This is a genomic window from Billgrantia ethanolica, assembly GCF_021404305.1.
Classification (GTDB): Bacteria; Pseudomonadota; Gammaproteobacteria; order Pseudomonadales; family Halomonadaceae; genus Halomonas; species Halomonas ethanolica.
The window spans coordinates 542,366-566,988 of record NZ_JABFTX010000001.1 but is presented as its reverse complement, the minus strand read 5'-3'; the positions used below and the strand labels follow the sequence as shown (position 1 = coordinate 566,988).

General features: G+C 66.6%; 20 protein-coding genes. 8 read left to right on the top strand and 12 right to left on the bottom strand.

From position 1 onward, the window contains the following. Window positions 1–8: 8 nt before the first annotated feature. The 5 genes from HOP53_RS02610 to HOP53_RS02590 form a co-directional block, all read right to left on the bottom strand. Complete coding sequence (locus tag HOP53_RS02610; RefSeq protein ID WP_234268555.1) at window positions 9–1,706, bottom strand: ATP-binding protein; 1,698 nt, start codon at window positions 1,704–1,706, stop codon at window positions 9–11. A gap of 75 nt (window positions 1,707–1,781) precedes the next feature. Next, a complete protein-coding gene (locus tag HOP53_RS02605; RefSeq protein WP_234268554.1) occupies window positions 1,782–2,171 on the bottom strand; it encodes a septal ring lytic transglycosylase RlpA family protein in 390 nt (129 codons plus the stop codon). Between the two features lie 73 nt (window positions 2,172–2,244). Beyond that, window positions 2,245–3,705 (bottom strand): sodium-dependent transporter, encoded by a 1,461-nt coding sequence (locus HOP53_RS02600; RefSeq protein ID WP_234268553.1) that lies wholly within the window; start codon window positions 3,703–3,705, stop codon window positions 2,245–2,247. Window positions 3,706–3,869: 164 nt separating this feature from the next. Continuing rightward, entirely contained in the window at window positions 3,870–4,970 is a 1,101-nt protein-coding gene (gene hppD, locus HOP53_RS02595) for a 4-hydroxyphenylpyruvate dioxygenase (RefSeq protein ID WP_103969584.1), read from the bottom strand. Window positions 4,971–5,236: 266 nt separating this feature from the next. Next, a complete protein-coding gene (locus tag HOP53_RS02590; RefSeq protein ID WP_010628260.1) occupies window positions 5,237–5,845 on the bottom strand; it encodes a LysE/ArgO family amino acid transporter in 609 nt (202 codons plus the stop codon). Between the two features lie 94 nt (window positions 5,846–5,939). Here HOP53_RS02590 and HOP53_RS02585 point away from each other — a divergent pair, with 94 nt between their 5' ends. Next, entirely contained in the window at window positions 5,940–6,875 is a 936-nt protein-coding gene (locus HOP53_RS02585) for a LysR family transcriptional regulator ArgP (protein ID WP_234268552.1), read from the top strand. 5 nt (window positions 6,876–6,880) lie between these two features. Here the strand turns inward: HOP53_RS02585 and HOP53_RS02580 are convergent, their stop codons facing one another. The 5 genes from HOP53_RS02580 to HOP53_RS02560 form a co-directional block, all read right to left on the bottom strand. Continuing rightward, the gene (locus HOP53_RS02580; RefSeq protein ID WP_086511966.1) at window positions 6,881–7,186 is read right to left on the bottom strand and encodes an MTH1187 family thiamine-binding protein; all 306 of its coding nucleotides are present in this window, start codon (window positions 7,184–7,186) and stop codon (window positions 6,881–6,883) included. Between the two features lie 40 nt (window positions 7,187–7,226). Continuing rightward, a complete protein-coding gene (locus tag HOP53_RS02575) occupies window positions 7,227–12,125 on the bottom strand; it encodes a coiled-coil domain-containing protein (RefSeq protein ID WP_234268551.1) in 4,899 nt (1,632 codons plus the stop codon). Beyond that, window positions 12,122–12,964: a hypothetical protein gene (locus HOP53_RS02570; protein ID WP_234268550.1), complete on the bottom strand. Its 843-nt coding sequence runs from the start codon at window positions 12,962–12,964 to the stop codon at window positions 12,122–12,124. Before HOP53_RS02570 ends, HOP53_RS02575 begins: the two co-directional genes overlap by 4 nt. Further along, window positions 12,961–14,466 (bottom strand): hypothetical protein, encoded by a 1,506-nt coding sequence (locus tag HOP53_RS02565; protein WP_234268549.1) that lies wholly within the window; start codon window positions 14,464–14,466, stop codon window positions 12,961–12,963. The genes HOP53_RS02570 and HOP53_RS02565 overlap by 4 nt, the downstream gene beginning before the upstream one ends. Window positions 14,467–14,562: 96 nt before the next feature. After that, window positions 14,563–15,138, bottom strand: coding sequence for an endonuclease dU (locus HOP53_RS02560; RefSeq protein ID WP_086511972.1), 576 nt, complete (start codon window positions 15,136–15,138; stop codon window positions 14,563–14,565). Window positions 15,139–15,193: 55 nt separating this feature from the next. Here HOP53_RS02560 and HOP53_RS02555 point away from each other — a divergent pair, with 55 nt between their 5' ends. Continuing rightward, window positions 15,194–17,194, top strand: coding sequence for a RecQ family ATP-dependent DNA helicase (locus HOP53_RS02555; RefSeq protein ID WP_234268548.1), 2,001 nt, complete (start codon window positions 15,194–15,196; stop codon window positions 17,192–17,194). On the opposite strand, the gene HOP53_RS02550 is transcribed toward HOP53_RS02555, so the two are convergent. After that, the gene (locus HOP53_RS02550) at window positions 17,167–18,729 is read right to left on the bottom strand and encodes a sigma-54-dependent transcriptional regulator (protein ID WP_103969591.1); all 1,563 of its coding nucleotides are present in this window, start codon (window positions 18,727–18,729) and stop codon (window positions 17,167–17,169) included. The genes HOP53_RS02555 and HOP53_RS02550 overlap by 28 nt on opposite strands. 276 nt (window positions 18,730–19,005) lie before the next feature. Here HOP53_RS02550 and phhA point away from each other — a divergent pair, with 276 nt between their 5' ends. The 3 genes from phhA to HOP53_RS02535 all read left to right on the top strand — a co-directional run bounded on the left by phhA (window position 19,006) and on the right by HOP53_RS02535 (window position 20,695). After that, window positions 19,006–19,836, top strand: coding sequence for a phenylalanine 4-monooxygenase (gene phhA, locus HOP53_RS02545; RefSeq protein WP_086511975.1), 831 nt, complete (start codon window positions 19,006–19,008; stop codon window positions 19,834–19,836). A 53-nt stretch (window positions 19,837–19,889) separates the two neighbouring features. Then, entirely contained in the window at window positions 19,890–20,234 is a 345-nt protein-coding gene (locus HOP53_RS02540; RefSeq protein ID WP_234268547.1) for a 4a-hydroxytetrahydrobiopterin dehydratase, read from the top strand. Window positions 20,235–20,428: 194 nt separating this feature from the next. After that, complete coding sequence (locus tag HOP53_RS02535) at window positions 20,429–20,695, top strand: ComEA family DNA-binding protein (protein ID WP_086511977.1); 267 nt, start codon at window positions 20,429–20,431, stop codon at window positions 20,693–20,695. Window positions 20,696–20,784: 89 nt separating this feature from the next. Here HOP53_RS02535 and HOP53_RS02530 read toward each other — a convergent pair whose 3' ends face one another. Continuing rightward, window positions 20,785–21,546 carry an SDR family oxidoreductase gene (locus HOP53_RS02530; protein WP_234268546.1) on the bottom strand — a complete coding sequence of 254 codons (762 nt, stop codon included), beginning with the start codon at window positions 21,544–21,546 and terminating at the stop codon, window positions 20,785–20,787. A gap of 247 nt (window positions 21,547–21,793) precedes the next feature. On the opposite strand from HOP53_RS02530, the gene HOP53_RS02525 reads away from it, so the two are divergent. From HOP53_RS02525 to groL, 3 genes are all read left to right on the top strand, one after another. Further along, the gene (locus HOP53_RS02525) at window positions 21,794–22,309 is read left to right on the top strand and encodes an FxsA family protein (RefSeq protein ID WP_234268545.1); all 516 of its coding nucleotides are present in this window, start codon (window positions 21,794–21,796) and stop codon (window positions 22,307–22,309) included. Between the two features lie 226 nt (window positions 22,310–22,535). Then, window positions 22,536–22,829, top strand: coding sequence for a co-chaperone GroES (locus HOP53_RS02520; RefSeq protein ID WP_010628243.1), 294 nt, complete (start codon window positions 22,536–22,538; stop codon window positions 22,827–22,829). A gap of 60 nt (window positions 22,830–22,889) precedes the next feature. Continuing rightward, the gene (gene groL / locus HOP53_RS02515) at window positions 22,890–24,533 is read left to right on the top strand and encodes a chaperonin GroEL (protein WP_010628242.1); all 1,644 of its coding nucleotides are present in this window, start codon (window positions 22,890–22,892) and stop codon (window positions 24,531–24,533) included. Window positions 24,534–24,623 lie beyond the last annotated feature (90 nt).

Genomic DNA, 24,623 nt, shown 5'->3' with positions numbered 1-24,623 from the left:
TGTTGGCATTATGATAATGGGTGGTCGGCTTGCACCGGCTGCAAGGTGCGGCACAAGGAGCGAGAGAGCACCACCGTGAAACAGGCACCGCCAAGCTCGCTCTCCTCCAGCGTGATCGCTCCACCATGTTCGCGACACAAGCGACTGACCAACGCCAGACCGATACCGCGGTGCTTGCCGGGTTTGGTGGAAAAGCCTTCCTTGAAGATCGCCTCGACGTGTTCGGGTGGCACGCCGGGGCCGTTGTCCTCTACTTCGATCAGCATCTGCTCACCAAGATCGGTAAAGAACAGTCGCACCTGGCCCTTTGCACCACCTTTACGCACCTCATGGAACGCGTTGTCGATCAGGTTGCCGATCACCGTCATGACGACCTCCTGACCGGTAAGGGTCAACGGAGTGGAGAGCGAGCTCTGCTCATCGATCTCGAGATGCACGTCGAGCTCCCGTGCCCGGGTCAGCTTGCCCAGCAGCGTGCCGCTGACCACCGGGTCGGCCACATGCTTCATCAGGAAGGTCATCTGGGCCTGCTGGCGCTCGCTCTCCTGATGGATCAGCGCCAGAGCGTCTTCGACCCTGTCGAGCTGGAGCATGCCCGAGATAGTGTAAAGCTTGTTGGAATACTCGTGAGCCTGGGCACGCAGCATATCCACGTCGCGGCTGGCAGCGCTCAACGCATCGGAGAGCTCGACGATCTCGCGACGGCTGCGGAACGTCGCCACCGCCCCCTCCACTTCGCCGGCGTCGACGATCGGCACCCGGTTGACCACCACGGGATGATCGCCCAGCCACATCTCCTGATCGAACTGCCGCTCGCCCCGTTCCAGTACCTCTGAGAGACGCGAGTTGGGCACCAGCTCCTGGATCGGCCGCCCCAGCACCTCTTCTTCGGGTGGGAGGCCGAGGAAGCGTCGGCCCTGCTGGTTCACCAGGGTGATCTGCCCTTCGCGGTTCACCGCCAGGATCCCTTCGTGAATCGACTGCAGGATCGCCTCCTTCTCCATCGCCAGCCGCGCGATCTCGTAGGGCTCCAGGCCGAGGATCACCTTCTTCAGATGGCGTGAGAGCAGATAGGCACCGGCGAAGCCGAGCACGATCATCAGCGCCACCAGCCACCAGCCCAGACTGGTGTGCTCGACCACGTCCATGGCCACGCGGTCGAGCATGAAGCCCACAGAGACGATACCGATGATGTTGCCCTCGGCATCGAATACCGGGGTCTTGCCGCGCATCGCCTTGCCCAGTGAACCGACCGCCTCGGAGACGTAGGACTCGCCGTGCAGCAGCGCGCGGTCGTTGTCGCCGCCGACCATGGACTCGCCCAGGCGCTCCGGCAGGGGGTGGGAATAGCGCAGGCTCTCGGTATTGCCCACCACCACGTAGCGGGCCCCGGTCTCGCGACGGATGCGTTCGGCGATGGGCTGGATGGTGGCGCTCGGATCGGGGTCGTCGAAGGCGGCGATCAGCTCGGGGATGCTGGCCACGCTGAGCGCCACGGCCAGCGCGCGCTCGCCCATCTGGTGGCTGATGATCTCGCCCTTGCGATGATTGAGATAGGCGCCTTGAGCCAGCAACATGGCAGCCAGCAGCACACCTACCAGCAACATCACCTGCAGGCGGAAACTGCGCGTCAGCCAGCTGCGCCGCGCACGTCCGCGGCGCAGACTCTGAAGCTCGGCAATGGATTCACTGCGCGGGGATGACATGAGCGAAGCCCGACGTGAACGAAAGCGTCATTGTCGCATGGCTGGACGGCCGAGGCATCCGCCGGCCGGGCTCGCTCACTCCGGCGTCAGGCGCACGTTCACCACACCGGGCCCGATCATGTCCAGCTCCTCCGCCGCGCGGCGCGAGACGTCGATGACCCTGCCGCGCACGAAGGGGCCGCGGTCGTTGATGCGCACCACCGTCTCACGACCGTTGTCCAGCCGCGTGACGCGCACATGGGTGCCGAACGGCAGGCTGCGATGGGCCGCCGTCAGCGCGTTGCGGTCGTGGCGCTCGCCGCTGGCGGTCTGGCGGCCGTGATAGCGGTCGGCATAGAACGAAGCCTGGCCCTGCTCACCGTTCCAGCCGGACGATGCCGAGACGCGCTCGCCCTGTCCGCCGCCGCGTCCGGCGCAGCCGGCGATCAGCACGGCCATGAACAACACGAGCGCGACTCTGATCATCTCTCTTCACCTCGAAGGACGTTCCCAACGAACCGGCCCGACATTAGCGCCAAGCTCGACGACAGGCAAGCACTCAGCCGGCAAGAGTACGCCTCAGCCGCGGGCTCACCAGCTCGCCGAGCAGGGTGATCAGCGCCAGCACGCCCAGCAGCCAGGGCCAGTGCATGCCTAACTCCAGACGCGCGATACCCAACGCATCGACGAAGATCACCAGAATGCCCAGCGGGCTGACGTAGCGCACCATGAACAGCCACAGCGCGTGCCAGTGGGCCGAGAGGCCCAGCTCCTCGCGGAAGCTCTCGCTCTTCAGCACGAAGCCGGCCAGCAGCGCCATGCCCAGGCCGCCCAGCGGCATCATCCAGCGCGAGGTGAGGTAATCCAGCCAGTCGAAGAAGTGGCGGCCAGCCAGGGTCCAGTCCGCCCCCAGATTGAACGACAGCATCGCCAGGGTGCTCACCAGCCACAGCACGAGCCCGGTGCCCCAGGCCGCCGTACGTCGGCTGATGCCCTTGTTGTCCACCAGCCAGGAGACGGTGGCCTCGACCATGGAGATCGACGAGGTCAGCGCCGCCATGGAGAGCATGACGAAGAACAGGATGCCGAACAGCGTGCCCAGCGGCATGGCCTGGAACGCCAACGGCAGGCTCATGAATATCAGGCCCGGCCCCTCGCCGGGGTTCATGCCGTTGGCGAATATGATGGGGAAGATCGCCAGCCCCGCCATCAGCGCCACCAGGGTATCGGCAATCGCCACGCTGAAAGTGGTGCGCGCAATGGACGTGCGCGACGGCAGGTAGCTGCCGTAAGTGAGGATGGCCCCCGAGGCCAGCGACAGGGTAAAGAAGGCATGACCCAGGGCGGCCAGCATGCCATCGCTGGTCAGGCTGCCGGCATTAAACGAGAACAGGAAACGCCACGCCTCGCCGAAGCCGCCGGAGAACACGCCATAGCCGATCAGTATGAGCAGCATGATGACCATGCCGGGCATCATCCAACTGACGCTGCGCTCGATGCCCGCTTGCACCCCCTTGCCCACGATCAGCATGGTCAGCAGAGTCACCAGGGTGCTCCAGAAGCCCAGGTTGAAGGGGTTCTCGTTGTTGGCGACGAAGATCGCCACCATGTCGTCCACGCCGCTGCCGGCGAGCTGACCGGTCAACATCTTCCACAGATAGGAGAACGACCAGCCGGCCACCACCACGTAGAAGGAGAGGATCATGAAGCCGGCCAGCATCGCCATCCAGCCCAGCAGCGACCACAGCGGCGACCGCCCCGATTCCGTCACCACGCGGCGTACCGCATCGATGGGACTGCCGCGGCCGCGCCGGCCAAAGGCGATCTCGGTCATCATCACCGGCACACCCACCGCCAGGATGCAGGCCAGATAGACCAGCACGAAGGCGCCGCCGCCGTGCTCGCCGGTGATATAGGGAAACTTCCAGATGTTGCCCAGGCCGACGGCAGAACCGGTCGCCGCCAGCACGAAGCCCCAGCGGCCCAGCCACTGAGCGCGAGGTTGTTGGGTAGTCGTCATCGTGTCACCAGGGGGAGTTGTTATCGCGCGGACGCAGCAATATGCCCGCCATATTGTCAGGTTTGCAACGTCATTTATTGTCTAGCATTGTAATTTCATGACATCTGCCTGAGGACAGACAAAAAAACGGCTCCCGTCCGATGGAACGGGAGCCGTGACTTGGATCAGTCGGCCTTGAGCACGCCACGCCGGATCTGATCCTCTTCGATGGATTCGAACAGGGCCTTGAAGTTGCCCTCGCCGAAACCGTCGTTGCCCTTGCGCTGAATGATCTCGAAGAAGATCGGACCGATCACGGTCTCGGTGAAGATCTGCAGCAGTACGCCCTCGTCCGGACCGCCGTCGATCAGCAGGCTCAGCTCGCGCAGATCCTCGACGTTCTCCTCGTGGTTGGGCACGCGAGTGTCGACCTTCTCGTAGTAGGTGTCCGGGGTGGTGAGGAAGGTCACGCCGTTGGCGCGCAGGCCCCGCACGGTGGCGTAGATGTCGTCGGTGGCCATGGCCAGATGCTGGATACCCTCACCGTTGTACTCACGCAGGAACTCGGCGATCTGCGAGCTATCGTCGGCGGACTCGTTGATCGGGATGTGCATCTTGCCGCAGGGGGCGGTCATGGCGCGGGAGTGCAGGCCGGTCTTCTTGCCCTTGATGTCGAAGTAGCGGTTCTCGCGGAAGTTGGCGATCTCGGTGTAGAAATCGGCCCACTTGTCCATCTGGCCGCGGTCGACGTTGTGGGTCAGGTGATCGAGCACCTTCAGACCCACGCTGTTGTCGTTGGGCGAACGGCCGGGAATCGGCTCGAAGTCGATGTCGTAGATGGTACGGCCTTCGCTGTCGACCTTGTTGTCGACGAAGTAGAGCAGCGAGCCACCGATGCCGCGTACCGCGGGAATGCCCACCTCGCCGGGACCGACCGGATTCTCCACCGCCTCGGCGCCGTGGGCCAGGGCATACTCGAAGGCCTGCTTGGCGTCGGCCACCTTCCACGCCATGGCGCAGGCACAGGGGCCGTGCACCTTGGCAAACTCGGCCGCGTGGCTGTCCGGTTCGGCGTTGAGCACGAAGTTGACGTTCTCCTGCTGGAACAGGAACACCTGCTTGGAGCGGTGCTTGCGCGTCTCGGTGAAGCCCATGCGGTTGAACAGCGCGCGCAGTTCCTCGATGCCTTCGGCGCTGGGTGCGCTGTACTCGACGAACTCGAAGCCGTTGGTACCGATCGGATTGTCTTGTGAGATCGGTGAAACGGTCTTGGCGGGTGCGTTCATTGTTTCCTCCAGGGGGTGGACGTTATTGTGCAAGCGCAGTGTCTGCGTCGGGTTCGGCACCCCTCGAGGTGCCAACGGGTGACTCCAGACTAGTGCGCGCCCTCTCCCCGAGAAACGCCCCGCAAGCACCTTTGGCAGCGCCCGCTGGGGATAACTCGCCAGCGCCATGTAAAAGAATCCTTACAGCCGATCCAGGTGCGACGACAGCGCACTTCGGGCGGTGCGATATCGTGACAGGGCGTAAAGCCATCTTTACACCGGAGCCACTAAGGCATCATGGAGCCACTCGCCAACCTCCACGCCACCCAGGCCAGAATGAGCCCGATCACCAGGTCGATGGCACGCCACACTCTGGGGCTGGCCAGCCGTGGCGCCAGCCAGCCCGCCGCCGCGGCCAGGCCGAAGAACCAGCCGAACGAGGCCATCGCCGCACCGATGAAGAAGCCCAGCGGGCTCGGCTGCACCGCGCCGATGGCACCGAGCAGTACCACGGTCTCGAGATAGACCTGCGGATTGAGCAGGGTCACCGCCAGCGTTGCCGCCAGAGCGGCCTGCCACGACTGGATGCCGCCGCCACCCGCTACCAGTGCCTGACCGATGAAGACCCGACGAAACGCCAGCGATGCCTGCCAGGCCAGGAAGGCGGCACCGGCCCAACGGGCCACTTCCATCAGCGTTTCCTGCTGGGCGATCAATATGCCCAGGCCCAGCACGCCGACACCGACCAGCAGCCAGTCGCACAGTGCACAGACCCCGGCCACCAGCCAGGCATGCTGCCGGCGCAGGCTCTGCTGCAGCACGAAGGCATTCTGGGCACCGATGGCGACGATCAGTCCGGCGCAGATCAGCAACCCGTTGAGCCATGACAACCACATCGTTCTTTCTCCCTGGCAAGTCGATGCCGCCAAGGCTAAGCTCGCCACGATGATAAGAGAAATAAATAAACGAACTTGGGGATTAACATTACTGATGCTGGACTACAAACTGCTCGAAGCACTGATGGCGGTGATCGATCAAGGCGGTTTCGAACGCGGCGCGCGATACCTGGGGCTCACGCAATCGGCGGTGTCGCAGCGTATCAAGCTGCTCGAGGCACGCCTGGGCCAGCCGGTGCTGGTGCGCAGCCCACGCCTCGCTCCCACCCCGCTGGGGCGGAAACTGCTCAACCATGCCCAGCAGGTGCGCCTGCTGGAAGGCGACCTGCTCGGTGAGGTGCCGGCGCTCGGCAGCGGCGAGCAGCGCCTGCGCCTGGCGATCAACGCCGACAGCCTGGCCACCTGGTGGCCGGAGGCCATCGGACGCTTCTGCGAGGAACACCCCGTGCTGTTCGATCTGGTGGTGGAAGATCAGGAGGTGGCGCTCAAGCGCATGCGCGACGGTGACGTGGCCGGCTGCATCTGCGACTCGCCCACGCCGGTGCAAGGCGCGCGCAGTTATCCGCTGGGCAGCATGCGCTATCGCGCCCTGGCCAGCCCCGCCTTCGTGGCGCGTCATTTCGCCGATGGCGTCACCCCGGAGGCGCTGCGCCGGGCGCCGGCCATCGTGTTCGGCCCCGACGACCGCCTGCAGCACCGCTATCTGGCCCAGCACGGCGTGGAGCCGCCCTTCCCCCATCACCTCTGCCCCTCTTCGGAGGGTTTCGTCGGCCTGGCCCTGGCCGGTCTTGGCTACGGCATGGTGCCGGAGCGCCAAGCCGAACGCGAACTGAGCGAAGGCCGCTTGCAGGAGATCGACGCCGGCCCGCACCTGGCCGAAGGAAGGCTGGTCGATCTCTCGCCGGGCCATGTCATCGACGTACCGCTCTACTGGCACCACTGGCGCCAGGGCGGCAAGGTGCTCGACGCCCTCACCGACCACCTGCTGCGCCTGGGCGATGCCTGGCTCACGCCGCTATCCACGGCATGAGCGAATCAGGAACCACGTAGCTTGTTTTCTACGCTCGACACCTTGTCGGCCATGGACTGCTCGCGGTCGGTGCGGGTGCCCAGCTTGATGGTGGTGGTGATGCGCGGCGCGCCCATCTCGTGCACCACCTCGTGGCAGCGCTTGACCACCGCCATCACCTCGTCCCACGGCCCTTCGATGTTGGTGCCGTAGGCATGCATGTGGTGCTCGAGGCCCGAGGCCTCGATCACCCGCTGACAGGCAGCGATCTGCGGTGAGACCGACACGCCCACCCCCAGCGGGACGACGCAGAGATCGATGATGACGTGCATGGCTCTCTCCTATCCGTTGTATTTCGGACGTTGAATCGGCTCAGGTTGGCTCCGGCTCGCTGACGTGGATACCGAACAGGCTGGCCTCGCCGACGCTGCGGCCCAGCGATTCCGGCGCGGCGATGCGGCCGTCGCGCACCATCACGTGGCCGCCCTGCCCCTGAGCGCCACCGATCACGCTGCCCACCAGGTAGGTGGGGAAGATGTCGGGGTCGTTCTCGTAGTTGGGGTTGTGGATCAGGCCGATCATCTGGAAGCGCCCGCGGGTATTGCGCAGCGACTCCAGCGAGTCCTGGATCAGGCGGCGGTGCGAGAGCTTGGAGAACAGGCCGTCGAGCAGGATCACGCTCTCGCGGCTGGTGCGGGCGCGGCGACGGTGATGCCCCGGCAGTTCGCGCAGCTCGCGCTCGATGGCGAACTCGGAGAGCTTGACCAGCCACATCAGCGACACCGCCTCGCGCTGGCCCTCCGACATCTCCTCGTTGAGCGAGAACAGCCGTCCGTGGGGGCGGATGGCGTCGTGCTTGAGACGGATCGCCACGTCGTGGAACAGGCCGCGATAGATGCGCCGGCGAATCTGGCGCAGCAGGTCGTCGTCGCGGCGACGCGCCTCGCCGTCGACCATGCCACCGTCGCGTTCGGCGCGGCGACGCATGGCGGCCTGGTGCTCGTCGATGTCGGCCAGCAGCGTGGCGATCAGGTCGCGTAGCTGGTCGGGGCCGATCAGCGCGGCCTTGACCTCGAAGAAGGCGCCGCCCTCGCCGCTGCTCTTGGCCACGCGCTTGAGGATGTCGAGGTTGCCGGCGGCGTCCGAGATGATCGAGCTGAGGCGCTCCACCAGGGTGCCTTCGATCTGCTCACGAGAGGCGTGCAGCCGTTCGACCCGCACCTTGTGGTCGTCGAGCTGGCCGGCCAACTGATCGTGCAGGCGCGAGAGATCGTCCAGCGCCTCGGCGCTGGCGTGCGTCAGCCCGGCCAGGCGGGCGCGCTCGGTGTCGCTGAACATGCGGCTGTGGGCCGCTTCGGCCAGGGCCTCGGCCAGCTTGCGCTCGCCGCCCTCGACCTGGCGCGCCTGGCGCTCGCGGTTGCGCGCCTGCTCGCCCAGGTTGAGTTCACCCAGGGCATCGACCAGAGTCTGCTGACAGGCCTCCAGCGCTTCGATGTCGAGCTCGCCCTGCCTTTCGCTTGCGACCATGTCGTGCCACGCCTCGAGGGCGACGTTGCGCGCCGCGTGGTCGTCCGCCTCCCCGGGCCAGCGGCTGGCTTCGGCGAGATCGACCAGCGCCGCCAGACGCCGCGACCAGCCCTCGGGCAGGTCGCGCAGCACCCGCAGCCACTCCACCGCCAGCTGATCGATGCAGGCCAGCGCCCGGCGCTGCTCGGCCAGGCGCGCCTCCAGGGCGTCGCGCTCTTCCCCACGGGCCTTGCGCGTCTCGCGCAGTTCGCCCAGCTCGCGCCGCACCCGGGCGATCTCGCGCTCGAGCTTCTGGCTGCCGCCGGCGGCGTCGCGTACTTCCAGGTAGGCGCGAATGCGTGTGAAGTCGAAGTCGGCACGGCGGGTCGCCCGGGCCTGAGCGGCTTCCAGCTCCTCCTGCACTTCGGCGGCAGTGACCATGAAGTCGACGCCGCCTTCCGCTTCGAAGCGCGCCAGGGCACGCAGACGGTCGCGCTCGCCGTCGCTGAAGATGCCACGCAGTTGGGCCTCGGTCTCTTCCACCTGGCGCTTGAGCGTCTCGCGCTGCTCCTCGGCGGCGGCCAGTCGCACGCTCGCCTCATTCAGGTGGCGTTCGAGTTCGGCGAGGCGCGCCTCCAGCGCCTGCAGCCGCTCGACGCCGCCGGCGTCGCTGAACTGTTCGGCGGCGAGCCAGGTCTGGCCATGGGCCTCCAGCTCGCGGGCCGCCGCTTCGCGCCGCGGTGCGAGTTCGGCCAGCGCCGTCTCGGCTTCGAGCTGCGCCTCGGCGGCCTCCTGCTGGGCGAACTCACCCCCCTCCTGCAGGTAGCGCTGGTAGTCGTCGATACAGGCGAGCGCGACATCGGTCAGCCGCGGGGCCAGCGCCGCTTCGCGCTCGGCCAACTCCGCCTGCCGCTCGGCCAGGGCCTCCAGGGCTATCTCGACCTGAGCCTCGTCGGCCTCGCGGGCGCGCAGCGCCAGGGCGAAGGTTTCGCCATGGGGATCGAGCCGCTCGCATTCCACGGCCAGCGCCTTTTGCCGCTCACGGTCGGCGGCCAGCCGCTTCTCGGTGGCCTCACGCAGCGCTTCCAGATAGCTCGGGTCCAGCGCGGCCTTCACTGCCAGGGTCTCGACACCGGCCACCGCGCCCAGGGGCGGCTCGCCCCGGGCCAGCAGGCCGGTCAGCGTCTCGGCCTCGAATACCGGCACCGCCAGGCCCGCCTCGATCAGCGTGGCGGCGGCAGCCTCGGCCGCCTCGCGCCCGGCCACCACCGGGGCGAACAGCACCCCGGCGGCCTGCACCAGCCACTCGCGGCGCTGTTCGGGAGTGTGGGTGTCGACGTTGAGCACCGCATGCAGCGGCTGCCAGGCGATGCCGGCTTCGTCGAGTTGGCGGTGGGCCTCGGCCTCCACCACGCGCCGCTCCAGCGGATCGCCGGAGAGGCTCTCCAGGTAGCGCTCGCGGGCGGCGATGTCGGCTTCCAGCGTCTCCGCTTCGCGCAGCAGCCGCGGATAGCGACGCCGGGCGTCGGCCAGCCACTTCTCCGGGGTCAGCTCGCTGCGCTCGGCGAAGTCGAGCCGCGCCCGGTGCAGCGTGCGCAGGTGGTTCTCTTCGTCGAGCAGCCGCTTGCGCTCGTCGCCCAGCTCGCGTTCCCGCTCGCGCAGGCGTGAGCGCAGGTGCACCGGCTCGTCATCGCCGTGCAGCTCAGCGTAACGACGGGCGGCCTCGGCCAGCGGTGCCAGCCGCGCCAGGGTACGCTCGGCCTCCTGACGGCGCTGCTCGGCCTCGCGACAGTTCGATTCCAGCTCGGCCAGCGCGGTCTTGCGCCGCGTCCAGAAGCCGCTCACCTCTTCACCCGGCCAGCCCTCGACGAAGGCGCGCCAGGGCGCCTGGCCGCGGGCCAGCAGGCCCTGCTCGCCGGTCAGTCGCTCCCGCTCGCCGTTGAGCCGCTCACGCTCGCCGCGAGCGGTCTCGAAGGCGCCGAGCGCCTCGTCGCGGCGCCGGATCAGCTCATCGAGGGACTCGGCCAGCTCGGCCTCGCGCTCCAGCTTCTCCTCGAGCCGCTCGGCCGGTGCGGTACCCGGGCACTCGCGGCGGTAGGCGTCGTGCCAGGCGGCGATCTGTTTGAGCTCGCCGACGCGGCCCAGGTGCGCGTTGAGAGCACGGCGAGCGTCGGCGGCCTCGGCCTTGGCCGCCTCGGCGCTGGCTTCGGGGGTTTCCAGCTCGGCCTCGCTGAACAGCCCCTCGGCCAGCGCCTGGGTGTAGAAGCTCTGGTTGTCGACGAAGTCGCGCTGCTGGGACTCCAGCCGCTCGCGCTCGTGCTCCAGGTCGTCGCGGCGCTCGTCCAGCTCGGCGAGTTCGCGGGTCAGCTCTTCGAGATAGACCCCGTCGCCGATCACCTCCTCGCGGAAGCGGTTGCCGTCGGCGGCCTCGAAGGCGTCGGCGCCCTCGTCCAGCGCGCTCAGGGCGCGGTCGCGGGCCGTATCGTCGGCCAGGGCGTGGCTTTCGGCCAGCCACTCGCGGGCAGCCTTGAAGCTGACGTGGCCGACGTCGCGGTTGAGCGGCCACTCGGCCTGGGGCAGGTGAATCAGCCGGCGGTGCACGTCGACCCGGGCGCCGCGCTCGGAGAGCGCCTGGCGCACGGCCCGCTCGGAAAGGTCGGAGAGCGTCGCCAGCAGCGCGGTGGAGACCCGCGGGCGCGAGGTATCGCCGGCGATCCAGGCGAAGCCATCCAGCGCAGCGACCCCGCTCTCTTCGGTGTCATTCTCGGCAGCGGCCCGGGGCAGCCCGGGCAGGCCCAGCAGCGCCTGGCCTCCCAGCAAGGCTTCGCTGGCGGCCAGGCCCTGATCCAGCTCCATCAGGCGAGTGCGGGCGTCGCGCAGCGACTCGCCCTGCTCGCGCAGCTCGGCCAGGCGCACCACCTTGTCGCTGGCACGGCGCTGGTCACTCTCGGCTTCCTCCAGGCGATGACGCAGCTCGGTGATGTTGGTGCCGGAGTTGAGGATCACCTCCTCGATCAGCTCCTCGCTCTCGTCGGTCTCGCCACGGGTGGCGCCGGAAAGGATCTCGGGGGCCAGCACCTCGAAGAAGAACGCCTGGTCGGCCTTCTCGCCGGCGCGGGGCTTGATGGCGTTGAAGATCTGGCTCTTGTCGGCGCCGCCCTCCTTCTGGAAGGCGGCGAGCTGGGCCAGTTCGCGACGGGAGACGTGGGCGCCCACCGCCTCGAGCCACTCCTCGCGGTTGTGGGTCAGGCGCACGTTACGCTCGGCCATGGCCGCCTTGACGTCGCGGTTGGCGAAGAGCGCCAGCTTGCCGTCGAGGGTCTGGTGGTGCACCGGCACGTCTTCGAGACGCCCGGCATAGTGGTAGAACGAGAGTCCGCTGCCGTCGCTGTAGCCGTAGAAGCCGAACACGAAGGTCTCGCCGGCTACCTCCTCACCCGCCGCAGCGAGCATGTCGTCCTGGCGCTCCAGCCCGCTGCGCGAGCGGAACTCCACCCGCAGGTGGCTCCAGCTGCGCGCCGTGCCGCCCACCGCCGAGGGCGAGCACTTGCGGCGGGTGCGCGAGAGCAACGTGCGATCCCGCGACAGCAGGCCGATCAGCGCCTCGGAGAGCGTGGTCTTGCCGAAGCCGTTCTCCATGCTGATGGCGCTCGACTGGCCACGCAGGTCGAGCAGCAGGTGGCGCATCTTGGCGTCCCAGGGCGAGGCCACGTCGCCGTGCTTGTTGAGCAGGTTGGCGACCTCGATGCGGTTGATCACGCTCATGCCTGGGTCTCCTCGTGCTCGTCGATGTCGGCCTCGTACGCGTCTTCTTCATCCCGATAGCGGCCCTGGGCACGGCCCTGAGCCAGCGCCTGCAGGTGGCCGAGCTGGTGGATGCCGATCTGCTCGCTCTCCAGCGCCCCAAGCAGGGTCTGCTGCCACACCTCGCCGACGCTCTCCTCGGCGCCGGCACTCGCTTCGGCGTCGCGCAGGCCTTCGAGCAGCCCGGCGCGCACCTGCAGGTCGATGAAGGCACGCACCCGACGGCTGATGTCCTCGCCGCGCTCCTCCAGCAGCACGCGGCTGCTCTCCGGCGCCTCCTCGCCCAGGCTACGCAGCGTCTCCAACTGGTCGCGCATCAGCTCGACCAGCTCGGCTCCGGCAAAGGTGGCCTCCTGGTAGCGGCTGACGTCGGATAGCGCGCGGTTGTAGCGGGTGTAGAGCAGCGTGTGCATCAGCAGCCACAGCTGCAGGTACCACTGGGCCAGCTCGGCGCGGCTCTCCTGGCGCAGCTTGAGCGCCTCGAACACCGGCTCGCGGGTGTAGAGCGGCGGCTGCTCCAGCTCCGGGTCGGGCAGCAGCGCGTAGTAGCGCGAGCCGGGCGCGATGCCAGGGTAGTCACCGGATTCGAAGGCCTTGAGCCTCAGCCCCTGCCCGGCCAGGAAGTCGCGCAGCGCCTCGCGCTCGGCCTCGCTGGCGTCGTCGATCAGCGCGCAGACGTCGCGCTCGGAGAGCTGGCCCTCGCGGGCGGCGCGGCGCTTGCGCCCGCCGCCCGGGGTGCGTTCGGCGCTGCGGTAGCGCAGCAGGTAGGCGACCACTTCGCCCATCTCGGTCATGTTCATACTGGCTCGTCCTGATCGATGCGCGATATGTCGTTAGGCGCGGCAGCGGGCGCCTGCAGGGAATGCGGCGCGGTCCCGGGCGCCTGCAAGGAGTTCGGCGCGGCGGCGGGCGCCTGTTGAGAGAAGAAGCCGAGAGAGGGGGTCACGGCCCCCTCGATGCGGCGGCCGTCGTCGAGCTCGAGCTCGAACGGCGTCGCGTCGATACCCACCGTCAGCCCCGGGGCCAGCAGTTCGGTATCGACGAAGGTGTTGAGCAGTTGGGCCAGGCAGTCGCCCTCCTCGAAGCGGTGCCAGCCCTCGGTCAGCGCCTCGGGCAGCGACAGCGGTGCGCGTCTGAGGCGCTGGCGCAGCGCCGGCCCGCGCGCTTCGAGGAAGCGTGCCAGCAGCGGGTCCTCGGGGGCGGCGTCGCGCGCCTCGTCGAACACCAGCGCCACCGGGCTGACCTCGGCGCGACGACTCTCGAGCAGCGGCACCAGCGGCGCCAAACGCGGGAAGGTGGCCTGCACGTGCAGTGGCATCATGCGCGCCACCACCGCATCGCGCAGCGCGGGCGCGGGCGGCGCCTCGAGCAGCTGGCGCGCCATGTCCTGGAAGTCGATCACACCCATGGCCTGGATGCGTCCCTCGGCGATATCGGCCAAGAGCTCCGAGAGCCGCCGCGAGAGGTTCTCGATGGCGGTGAGCACGCGGCCGATGGCGCCGGAGAGCACGCGCAGGTCCCAGTCGTCGGACTGCGCCTCGCGCCAGCTCTCGAAGCGCTCCATCAGGCGCGGCGTGGCGAGCTGGGCGCGGGCGTCGAGCAGGGTCTGCTGAATGTTGGTCAGGGCGTTGTGGTAGTGGCGCTCGTTGTCGAGCAGCGCGGACAGCTTGCCCTCGCGAGTGGGGTTCTCGCGCACCCGACGCAGCTCCTGGGTCAGCGCGCGGATGGCCAGCAGGATCTGGTTGGTGATGTCGGGAATACGGGCGAAATCGCCCCGCGCCAGCGCCGCCAGCACCTTGGCGGCGTCGTACTCGGAGTAGAGCAGGTCCTCGACCTGGCTGGCCAGGGTCACCGCCTGGCGGCCGCTCGGGGTGAGGCGCACCTGGCCGGTCTGGCCCTGCTTCTCGATCAGCGCGGTGCGCTTGGTGCTGCGCCGGCTGCGCTCCTCTGCCGTCGGGTCGTCGCCCGTCGTCGGCGATGACGATGGCTGACGAAAGTGGATCTCGCTAGGGGTGGAGAGCAGATTGATGACGAAGCTCAGGTCGTCGTGGGGCAGCCCCGGGTACACCTCGCGCAGGTGATTGAGGCAGCGGCTCTGCGAGACGAAGGCGCTGTTGGTGGCGAAGTCCTCGTCGAGCAGGTAGTCGAGCAGCAGGCAGCCGAGGTCGAGCCAGTAGCCGTCGCGCAGGCCGCGACGCTGCTCCTGGCTCACCTGAACGAAGGGAGAGCCGGGCTCGTGGGCGCTGTCGTGCAGGTCGATCAGCCGCGTCGTGGCGATCAGCAGCTTGCTCCAGGCGGTCATGGGGTCTTCCCTGCGGGCGAAGAAAAGAGGGGCATTATGCCAAGCTCGGCCCCTCGGGTCATGGCGCCGATGGCCACAGTTTTACACGTTGCCTGCCTAGGTCCTGCCGCGGCTCTCTCCCGTGGTCACGCCGCCGGCGATCAGGTGCGCCACGCGCAGCGGTTCGGGCACGCTGCCATGGGGCGTAGTGGCACGTATCGCCGCGACCGCCTCCTCTGCGCTCAACCCCACGCGCTGAACGTAGACGCCTGCCAGCGGCTCCATCTCCCCGAGACGCTCGACCAGCGCCCATTTGCGGGCACCGCCGGGAATGCGCTCGAGCAGGGCGCGGCGCATGGCACCCTGGCGCGGCGCCCGACGCGCCACCACCAGTACCGGCAGACCCAGCTCGGCGTGCAGGTGCGGCACGTCGATCACGTTGAAACCGGCCAAGGCAACGCCCTGCAGCATGATCAGTTGCAAGTGCGCGGCAAACCGCGAGTGGCCGACCAGACGAATCAGTTCCCGTGTACTGTTGACGCCATCCCGGCGCACCCTGCCGGAAAGCACCCCTTCCAGGCGCAGCCCCGAGAACACCGTGCCGACAATGGCCACGTCGCCGCGATGCCCGCGTGGGAACGGACAATCGTCGAAACCGACGATATGCGAGAATGTTCGCCCGGTGGTCGTCATGGCCTCCGCCTTTCGCATAAGCGCAACGCAAAACAACTGAGCAGGGAGTGCCCACGTGATCGATCAGACGTTACAGCAGGTCTTTGGCTATGACGACTTCCGCTCCGGCCAGCGCCCGGTCATCGAAGCGATAACCGCCGGCCGTTCGGCGGCGGCGATCTTTCCCACCGGCTCGGGCAAGTCGCTGTGCTATCAGCTGCCGGCCCTGCACCTGCCCCACCTGACCCTGGTGATCTCGCCGCTACTGGCGCTGATGCAGGATCAGCTGGCCTTCCTGGCGCGCCACGGCATCGCCGCCGCCAGCATCGACTCGGGCCAGAGCCGCGAGGAAACGGCGGCAGTGATGGAAGGCGTCAAGCGCGGCGAGATCCGCATCCTCATGGTCTCGGTGGAGCGGCTCAAGAACGAGCGCTTCCGCGCCTTCATCCGCCGCGTGCCGATCTCGCTACTGGTCGTGGACGAAGCCCACTGCATCTCGGAGTGGGGCCATAATTTCCGCCCCGATTACCTCAAGCTGCCCCACTACCGCCATGAGTTCGGCATTCCCCAGGTCCTGCTGCTGACCGCCACGGCCACGCCGCGGGTAATCGCCGACATGCGCGAGCGCTTCGGCATCGCCGAGGGCGACGTCACCGCCACCGGCTTCTACCGGCCCAATCTCAACCTGGAAGTGGCGCCGGTGCCTGCCGAGACCCGGGCGCGTCGCCTGGTCGAGTGGCTCAGGCCCAGGCTGGGCGGCGAACCGCCCCAACCCACCATCGTCTACGTCACCCTGCAGCAGACAGCCGAGCGTCTGGCCGCCTACCTGAGCAAGGCCGGCTTCGTTGCCACCGCCTACCATGCCGGGCTCGACGCCGAGACCCGCGAGCGCATCCAACGCGACTTCATGGCCGGCCAGACACCCTGCATCGTCGCCACCATCGCCTTCGGCATGGGCATCGACAAGGCCGACATTCGCAACGTGGTGCACTTCGACCTGCCCAAGTCGGTGGAGAACTACAGTCAGGAGATCGGTCGTGCCGGCCGCGACGGGAAGCCCTCCGACTGCCTGATGCTGGCCGGGCGCGATCACGTCAACGTGCTGGAGAACTTCGTCTACGGCGACACCCCGGAGCTTCACGGCATCCGCAAGGTAATCGACGAGCTGATCGAGGCGGCCGGCGCCGCACGCCAGTGGGAGCTGGTGCTCAATTCGCTCTCCCAGCACAGCAACATTCGTCCGCTGCCGCTCAAGACGCTGCTGGTGCAGCTCGAGCTGCGCGGCTACATCGCGCCGCGCTACAGCTACTTCGCCGAGTACCGCTTCCGCCTGCACGACGAACCCGAGGTCCTGGTATCGCGCTTCGAGGGCGAACGCAGCACCTTCGTCCAGGCGATTGTCGACGCCTCCCAGCGTGCCCGCACCTGGTTCACCCTCGACTTCGCGGCCCTCGAACGGCTGGGAGAAGAGCGCGGGCTCAACGTCGAACGCGCCCGCGTGCTCACCGCGCTGGACTATTTCGTCGCCCAGGGCTGGATGGTGCTCGAAAGCAAGCAGATGACCGAGGTCTATGAGGTGCTGCGCAGCGACATCGACGCCGCGGCCCTGAGCGAGGAGCTGCACGCCTATTTCCACGACAAGGAGCGGGCCGAGGTCGAGCGGCTGCACGCCATGCTGGCGCTGTTCGAGAGCGCGGCGTGTCTGAGCCGCCGGCTTTCCGAATGGTTCGGCGACACCCGGGCGCCGGAGCGCTGCGGCCACTGCTCGGCCTGCCGCGGCGTCATTGCCAACCTGCCCGAACCCGAACCGCTCGAGCCCATAACACGCGAGATCGTCGCACGGCTCGCGGGCGAGCTGGCGCAACAGCTCGCCGCCAGCGACGAGCCTCATCCTGCCACCCCCGATCTGCTGGCCCGCTTCCTGTGCGGCCTCACCAGCCCCCTGCTCACCCGGCTCAAGGCGCGCCGCCTGGCGGGCTTCGGCGCGCTGGAAGCCTACCGTTACGCCGAGGTCAGGGAGCTGGCCGCTCGCACGACACTGGTCGAGGGTCAGGCGTCACCCGCACCGATGCCGTAATGGCGCAGCTTGTTGGCAATAGTGGTGTGCGAGACCCCGAGCCGCTTGGCCAGTTGGCGGCTCGAGGGGTACTGCGGATAGAGCGAGGCCAGGATACGACGCTCCACGTCGCCCATGATGTCGGCGAGCGAGCCGTCGAGATCGATGCCCGAGAGCCCCGGCGTCTCGCCCACGTCCGGTAGACGCAGATGAGCGGGCTCGATGGCGTCGCCCTCGCACAGCGACACCGCCTGGAACAGCACGTTCTCGAACTGGCGCACGTTGCCGGGCCAGTGATAGGTGGAGAGCCTGGCCAGTGCCGCCGGTGACAGCGACGGCATGCGACAGCCGATCTGACGCGCGGCGCGATCGATGAAGTGCAGCGCCATGGCCTCGATGCCGTCGAGACAGTCGCGCAGTGGCGGCACCGCCAGCGACAGCACGTTGAGCCGATGATAGAGATCCTGACGGAAGTGGCCTTCGGCGCAGAGCCGGGGCAGGTCCTGCTGGGTGGCACAGATCACCCGCACGTCGAGATAGGTCTCTTCGTCGCTGCCCACCCGGCGAAAGCCGCCGTCCTGCAGGAAACGCAGCAGCTTGACCTGCAGCCGCGGGCTCATCTCTCCCACCTCGTCGAGGAAGATGGTGCCGCCTGCGGTCATCTCCAGCAGCCCGAGCTTGCCCTCGGGCCGCGCCCCCTCGAAGGCACCCGGCGCATAGCCGAACAGCTCCGTCTCGGCCATCGATTCCGGCAGGCCGGCGCAGTTGAGTGCCATGAACGGCGACTGCCCGCGGGCGCTGGCCAGATGGCAGGCCCGCGCCAGCAGCTCCTTGCCGGTACCGGTCTCGCCGTGGATCAGCAGCGGCGCGTCCAGCGGCGCCATGCGCCGCGCCTCGCGGATCAGCGCGGCCAGCCGGGGGCTGGCCTGGAACAGCGCATCGAAGCCACGCAGCTCCTGGCGCTGCACCTGATAGATGCGTTCGCCGATCCGGTCGGCGCTGTGCAGGGTCACCACCGCGCCGGCCAGGGAAGCCACGTCGTCGTGGTGTTCACGATGCAGCGGGGCGATGTCGGCAAGGAAGGTCGCATCGCGCAGCTTGATGCGCAGGCCGTTGACCCGTGCATTGTTGCGCCGCACCAGCGCCGGCAGGTCCACGTCGGGCAGGTAACGATTGAGCGACAGCCCCGGCACCTCGTCGATGCGCACCCCGAGCAGCTGCCCGGCCGCCCGGTTGGCAGCCACCACGTGCCCCTCCATGTCGATCGACATCACCGGATCGGAGAGCGACGACAGCAGCGCATCGAGCTCGAGATGACGCCGCTCGCTGGGCATCAGGCTGACCCGGCGCACCCCGAACACCCCCGGTATCGCCTCGAGCACCGGCTTCAGCGTGGCCAGCTGTGCATTGAGCAGGTTGGGGATGTGCAGATAGATGGCGTTACCATGCTCACCGCCCACCTCGCCCCGCGCCACGTTGAGGCCGTAGTCGACGAAGTGGGACACGATATCGCGCAGGATGCCGATGCGGTTCTGGCAGTGAAACCTCAATCTCATGGCGCTGGTGCCTCCGGGCGCGCAAAAGTACGTCAAGCCGACGTGACTCGCCTGTAAAGATAACGTGACACCCGAGACGGTACAAACCTCGACGCTGCTGAAGTTGACGATATGGAAAGACGATCCGACATCAGCCGTCACGATTTCTTTACGATCAAGCCTCACTTCCCTTCGAAAAAGCCATCCGGAGACTGACAGACAACGCGCACACCGGCCCTAGACTCGAGTCAAAGGTTCGCCACACAAACACAAGATTTCAGCCGACCGGAGTGCCCCATGACGTCATCCAATCCGCATCTGAGCGATGTCGCCAGCAAGACCGGATACCGCGCCCGCCTGCCCGACGAGAATGGCTATATCGACTGGCCGGAACAGGACAACGCCACCTGGCAGACCCTGATGCAACGCCAGCTCGGCATGCTCGAAGGGCGCGTCTGCCAGGAGTACCTCGACGGCCTGGAGCGCCTCGCCCTGCCCGAGGACCGCATCCCCCAGCTCGCCGACATCGACCGCGTGCTGCAGGCGGCCACCGGCTGGCAAACCGCCCAGGTACCGGCGCTGATCCCGTTCGACACCTTCTTCAAGCTGCTGGCCAACCGGCGCTTCCCGGTGGCCACCTTCATCCGTACGCCGGAAGAGCTCGACTACCTCAAGGAGCCGGACATCTTCCATGAGATCTTCGGCCACTGCCCGATGCTCACCAACCCGGCCTTCGCCGAGTTCACCGCTACCTACGGCCGCCTGGGTCTCGCAGCCGAGCCCAAGGAGCGGGTCTACCTGGCGCGCCTGTACTGGATGACGGTGGAGTTCGGCCTGGTAGATACCCCGGCCGGCCGGCGCATCTACGGCGGCGGCATCATCTCCTCGCCCAAGGAGACCCTGCACGCGCTGTCGGATACTCCCGAGCATCTGCCGTTCGACCCCATCGAGGCGCTGCGCACCCCGTACCGCATCGACATCCTGCAGCCGCTCTACTACGTACTGGACGATCTCACGACCCTGCACGACCTTTCCCAGCAGGACATCATGGCCATGGTGCACCGGGCCATGGAGCTGGGCCTGCACGAACCGCGCTTCGAGCCGGCCCCGAAGGCGGCCAAGGCGTAAACCTGAACGTAAGCGACGACACCCATACCAATAAACCCCGACGAGGAGCGACCATGACCCAACTTTCCGAACAGCAGTGCGAAGCATGCAGCTGGGACGCCCCGCATGTCACCGACGACGAACTCGAGACGCTCAAGCGCGACATTCCCGAGTGGAGCGTAGAGGAGCGCAACGGCATCAAGCAGCTCGAGCGTGTCTTCAAGTTCCGCAACTTCAAGCAGGCACTGGCCTTCACCAACCGGGTCGGCGAGATTGCCGAGGAAGCCGGCCACCACCCCGCCCTCCTCACCGAATGGGGCAAGGTCACCGTGACCTGGTGGTCCCATGAAATGAAAGGGCTGCACAAGAACGACTTCATCCTGGCGGCGCGCACCGACAAGGTCGCCGAGCAGCACTGAGCGATTGACGAGGGCTGGCGCAGCCGTCCGGGCTGCCCGGCTCACAAGTTTTAGGGTCGATGTCTCCCAAAATTTATCGGCATTGTCTTACGTAGCAAATGGCAATATGCCTCTCTCGCTACCGCCCCGATCTCGATTAGGTTGAAACACGGCACCGTTACGGTGCCGTTACGTAAACCCTAAGAGAGAAAAAAATGAAAAGGATCCTTCAAGGTGCATTACTGGCACTGCTGCTGAGCTTCGCCTCACTCGCTGCGGCTCAGGACGTTGCGCCGATCAACGTCAATACCGCCGACGCCGAACTACTCACCGAACTGCCGGGGGTCGGCCCGAGCCGCGCCCAGGCGATCGTCGAGTATCGTGAAGCCAACGGCAACTTCGAGAGTGCCGACGACCTCACGCAGGTCAGCGGTATCGGCCAGGCCACAGTGGACAAGTTCCGCGATCAGGTCACGTTCTGAGGCGAGCTTGCGCTAGGCATTGGCCATACGCAGCGAGGCCGGCAGATGCCGGCCTCGCTGCGTATGGGGCATAGTCACGTTCTGGCGTATTACAAGCGCAGGCCGCCATCGCATTCGATCACGCGTCCGGTGAAGTAGTCGTTCTCGATGATGAACGCCACGCTCTGGGCGATGTGGTCCGGGTTGCCGAGACGCTTGAGCGGCACGCCTGCGGTCAGCTTCTCCAGCATGTCCTCACGCATCGAGGCGGTCATGTCTGTCTCGATGAAACCCGGCGCTACCGCGCCCACGCGAATGCCGTAGCGCGCCAGCTCCTTGGCCCAGGTAGTGGTCAGCGCTACCACGGCGGCTTTGGCCGCGGCGTAGTTGCTCTGCCCCATGTTGCCCGCCCGGGAGATGCTGGAGATGTTAACGATCACCCCGTCGTGCCCCGCCTCGACCATCTGCGCCGCGGCTTCGCGTCCGCACAGGAACACACCGGTGAGATTGACGTCGATGACCGACTGCCACTGCTCCAGCGACATGGTCTTCTCGACCTTGCCGTCCTTCGCCTTGACCAGCAGCGCATCGCGCAGAATGCCGGCATTGTTGACGAGTCCGCTGACCGGCCCCAGGCGCGCCGCCACGTCACCGAAGGCGCGCTTCACCGAGGCCTCGTCAGCCACGTTGACCTGGAACGCTCCCGCCTCGATACCCTCTGCACGCAGCGCGGAGACGGCCTTGTCCAGGGCGTCCGTGTCCATGTCCAGCAACGCCAGCTGGGCGCCCTGACGTCCAAGACGCTGTGCCATGGCAAAGCCAAGACCACGGGCACCGCCCGTGATGGCGATTACGCTCTTGTCCAGTTTCATTCGTTGTCCCTTGTCAGAGGTATGAATTTCGGACTCCTTGCCCAGGCCGTCGAGCCTAACGAGCGAGCCGTTCTTCTTGCCTTACTCCTCTATTCGGCACATCAGGGCGTCGACTTGAGGCTGAAAGGACATTTGTGCATTGCAGCATAAAGGATCGCTCCCGCAGATGCCAAGCGGACCGTACGTATGCGCTTGAATTCCGGCCGTGCATCCCCATCTAGCACTGAACGACACCTTCGGAGCCGACATGCCGCTACTGCTCTTCTTCTCGCTGTTCACCCTACTCGACTTCGTCGTCCTGTTCTCCGTCGGCAGCCAGATCGGCCTGCTGCCCACTCTGCTTCTGGTATTGGCCACCGGCTTCACCGGTCTCTACCTGATCCGGCAGCAGGGTACCGCCACCCTGCTGCGCGCCCGCGAGCGCATGGCTCAAGGTGAGCTGCCCTCCAGCGAATTGCTTACCGGCGCCGCTCTCATCTTCGGTGGCGCGCTGATGCTGGCCCCGGGCTTCCTGTCAGATGCGCTCGGCCTGCTGTGCGTAATGCCCGGCGCACGACGCCTGCTCGCCAGGCTGCTGACGCTGCTCAATCTTCGCTGGCTCGCCACCGTCACGCGCCAGACCTCGAGCGCAGCGCCGCATGATGAGACACCACACGATGCCGGCTGGCAACAGCACGGGCATCACGCTGGACAGCAGCGCAGCGACGAACACGGACAACCGCTGGAAGGCGACTTCATCAGCCGTGACGAACCGCGTCGTTGACAGCCGGCCAGCCGTCCACGCGTCTCGTGAATTTTTTTTATTGCTGGCCCTTGAAAGGGATTTGCTCGGCCCCATTTCTCGGTCAGCACAAGGCTACGGCGTCGAGCGGAGCTCGGTGCCTTTGACAAGGAAGGCGTCCTCGCCTCCCCTTCCAGACCTTCTGGAAGTGAATGACGAACCGCCATGCTCAGGCATGGCACCACAGACCATCAGGAGAACGTGAGCAATGAACATCCGTCCCTTGCACGATCGCGTCGTCATCCGTCGCGTTGAAGAAGAGCAAAAGACCGCTGGCGGCATCGTGCTTCCGGGCAACGCCCAGGAAAAGCCGACTCGTGGCGAAGTGCTCGCCGTCGGTAACGGCCGGATTCTCGACAACGGCGATGTTCGCCCGCTGGACGTCAAGGTCGGCGACACAGTGATTTTCAAGGATGGCTTTGGCGTCGAGAAGCAGAAGATCGATGGTGAGGAAGTCCTGATCATGAGCGAGTCCGACATTCTCGCCGTGGTCGAAGGCTGAGCCGACGAACCCTACTCCGTTCCCATAAGACGTTCACGAACTCACAGGAAGTAACGAAAAATGGCAGCGAAACAAGTCAAATTCTCCGATGACGCCCGTAAGCGCATGGCCCGTGGCGTTGACGTTCTGGCCAACGCCGTGAAAGCCACCCTGGGCCCGAAGGGTCGTAACGTGGTGCTGGAGAAGTCCTTCGGTGCGCCGACCGTGACCAAGGACGGCGTATCCGTGGCCAAGGAAATCGAGCTGAAGGACAAGTTCGAGAACATGGGCGCTCAGATGGTCAAGGAAGTCGCTTCCAAGACCTCCGACGTTGCCGGTGACGGCACCACCACCGCCACCGTGCTGGCTCAGTCCATCGTCACCGAGGGCATGAAGGGCGTGACCGCCGGCATGAACCCGATGGATCTGAAGCGCGGCATCGACCAGGCCGTCATCGCCGCCGTCAAGGAAATCGAAGCCCTGGCCGTGCCCTGCACCGATTCCAAGGCCATCGCTCAGGTCGGCACCATCTCCGCCAACGGCGACAAGCGCATCGGTGAGATCATCGCCGAAGCGATGGAGAAGGTCGGCAAGGAAGGCGTCATCACCGTTGACGAAGGTCGCGGCTTTGAAGACGAGCTGGAAGTGGTCGAAGGCATGCAGTTCGACCGCGGCTACCTGTCGCCCTACTTCGTGACCAACCAGGACACCATGGCGGTCGAGCTGGAAGACCCCTACCTGCTGCTGGTCGACAAGAAGATCTCCAACATCCGCGAACTGCTGCCGGTGCTGGAAGCCGTCGCCAAGTCCGGCAAGCCGCTGGCAATCATCGCCGAGGACATCGAAGGCGAAGCCCTGGCCACCCTGGTGGTCAACAACATGCGCGGCATCGTCAAGGTTGCGGCTGCCAAGGCGCCCGGCTTCGGTGATCGTCGCAAGGCCATGCTGCAGGACATCGCCATCCTGACCAACGGCACCGTGATCTCCGAGGAAGTGGGCCTGACCCTGGAGCAGGCCAACCTGGATCACCTGGGCAGCGCCAAGCGCATCACCATGTCCAAGGAGAACACCACCATCATTGACGGCGCCGGTAACGAGGGCGACATCGAAGCTCGCGTCAACCAGATCCGCGCGCAGATCGAAGACACGTCTTCCGACTACGACCGCGAGAAGCTGCAGGAGCGCGTCGCCAAGCTGGCCGGCGGTGTTGCCGTCATCCGCGTCGGTGCCGCTACCGAAGTCGAGATGAAGGAGAAGAAGGCCCGCGTCGAAGACGCTCTGCACTCCACTCGCGCTGCAGTCGAGGAAGGCGTGGTGCCTGGCGGCGGTACCGCTCTGGTTCGCGTACTGACCAAGATCAAGGACCTCAAGGGCGAGAACGAAGACCAGACCCACGGTATCGCCATCGCGCTGCGCGCCATGGAGTCTCCGCTGCGTCAGATCGTCACCAACGCCGGTCAGGAAGCATCCGTGATCCTCAACGAGGTGAAGGCTGGCCAGGGCAACTTCGGCTACAACGCCCAGACCGGTGAGTTCGGCGACCTGTTCGAAATGGGCGTGCTGGACCCGGCCAAGGTGACCCGTACTGCTCTGCAGTCCGCCGGTTCCGTCGCTGGCCTCATGATCACCACCGAGTGCATGATCGCCGACGATCCGGAAGAGAAGGAAGGCGGCCCGGACATGGGTGGCATGGGTGGAATGGGTGGCATGGGCGGCATGATGTAAGCCGGCCAACTCCCAAGCCCTTTACAAGCCCCGCCATCGTGCGGGGCTTGTGCTTTTTGGGCTACCATCACGCTTTTCCCAACAAGCAAG

Excerpts from the sequence above, each read along its gene's own strand:
- HOP53_RS02520 (WP_010628243.1), top strand. The coding sequence starts at position 22,536 with ATGAACATCCGTCCCTTGCACGATCGCGTCGTCATCCGTCGCGTTGAA.
- HOP53_RS02600 (WP_234268553.1), bottom strand. The coding sequence starts at position 3,705 with ATGACGACTACCCAACAACCTCGCGCTCAGTGGCTGGGCCGCTGGGGC.
- HOP53_RS02570 (WP_234268550.1), bottom strand. The coding sequence starts at position 12,964 with ATGAACATGACCGAGATGGGCGAAGTGGTCGCCTACCTGCTGCGCTAC.
- hppD (WP_103969584.1), bottom strand. The coding sequence starts at position 4,970 with ATGAACGCACCCGCCAAGACCGTTTCACCGATCTCACAAGACAATCCG.
- groL (WP_010628242.1), top strand. The coding sequence starts at position 22,890 with ATGGCAGCGAAACAAGTCAAATTCTCCGATGACGCCCGTAAGCGCATG.
- HOP53_RS02565 (WP_234268549.1), bottom strand. The coding sequence starts at position 14,466 with ATGACCGCCTGGAGCAAGCTGCTGATCGCCACGACGCGGCTGATCGAC.
- HOP53_RS02560 (WP_086511972.1), bottom strand. The coding sequence starts at position 15,138 with ATGACGACCACCGGGCGAACATTCTCGCATATCGTCGGTTTCGACGAT.
- HOP53_RS02530 (WP_234268546.1), bottom strand. The coding sequence starts at position 21,546 with ATGAAACTGGACAAGAGCGTAATCGCCATCACGGGCGGTGCCCGTGGT.
- HOP53_RS02540 (WP_234268547.1), top strand. The coding sequence starts at position 19,890 with ATGACCCAACTTTCCGAACAGCAGTGCGAAGCATGCAGCTGGGACGCC.
- HOP53_RS02590 (WP_010628260.1), bottom strand. The coding sequence starts at position 5,845 with ATGTGGTTGTCATGGCTCAACGGGTTGCTGATCTGCGCCGGACTGATC.
- HOP53_RS02535 (WP_086511977.1), top strand. The coding sequence starts at position 20,429 with ATGAAAAGGATCCTTCAAGGTGCATTACTGGCACTGCTGCTGAGCTTC.
- HOP53_RS02525 (WP_234268545.1), top strand. The coding sequence starts at position 21,794 with ATGCCGCTACTGCTCTTCTTCTCGCTGTTCACCCTACTCGACTTCGTC.
- HOP53_RS02580 (WP_086511966.1), bottom strand. The coding sequence starts at position 7,186 with ATGCACGTCATCATCGATCTCTGCGTCGTCCCGCTGGGGGTGGGCGTG.
- HOP53_RS02550 (WP_103969591.1), bottom strand. The coding sequence starts at position 18,729 with ATGAGATTGAGGTTTCACTGCCAGAACCGCATCGGCATCCTGCGCGAT.
- HOP53_RS02575 (WP_234268551.1), bottom strand. The coding sequence starts at position 12,125 with ATGAGCGTGATCAACCGCATCGAGGTCGCCAACCTGCTCAACAAGCAC.
- HOP53_RS02605 (WP_234268554.1), bottom strand. The coding sequence starts at position 2,171 with ATGATCAGAGTCGCGCTCGTGTTGTTCATGGCCGTGCTGATCGCCGGC.
- phhA (WP_086511975.1), top strand. The coding sequence starts at position 19,006 with ATGACGTCATCCAATCCGCATCTGAGCGATGTCGCCAGCAAGACCGGA.
- HOP53_RS02585 (WP_234268552.1), top strand. The coding sequence starts at position 5,940 with ATGCTGGACTACAAACTGCTCGAAGCACTGATGGCGGTGATCGATCAA.
- HOP53_RS02610 (WP_234268555.1), bottom strand. The coding sequence starts at position 1,706 with ATGTCATCCCCGCGCAGTGAATCCATTGCCGAGCTTCAGAGTCTGCGC.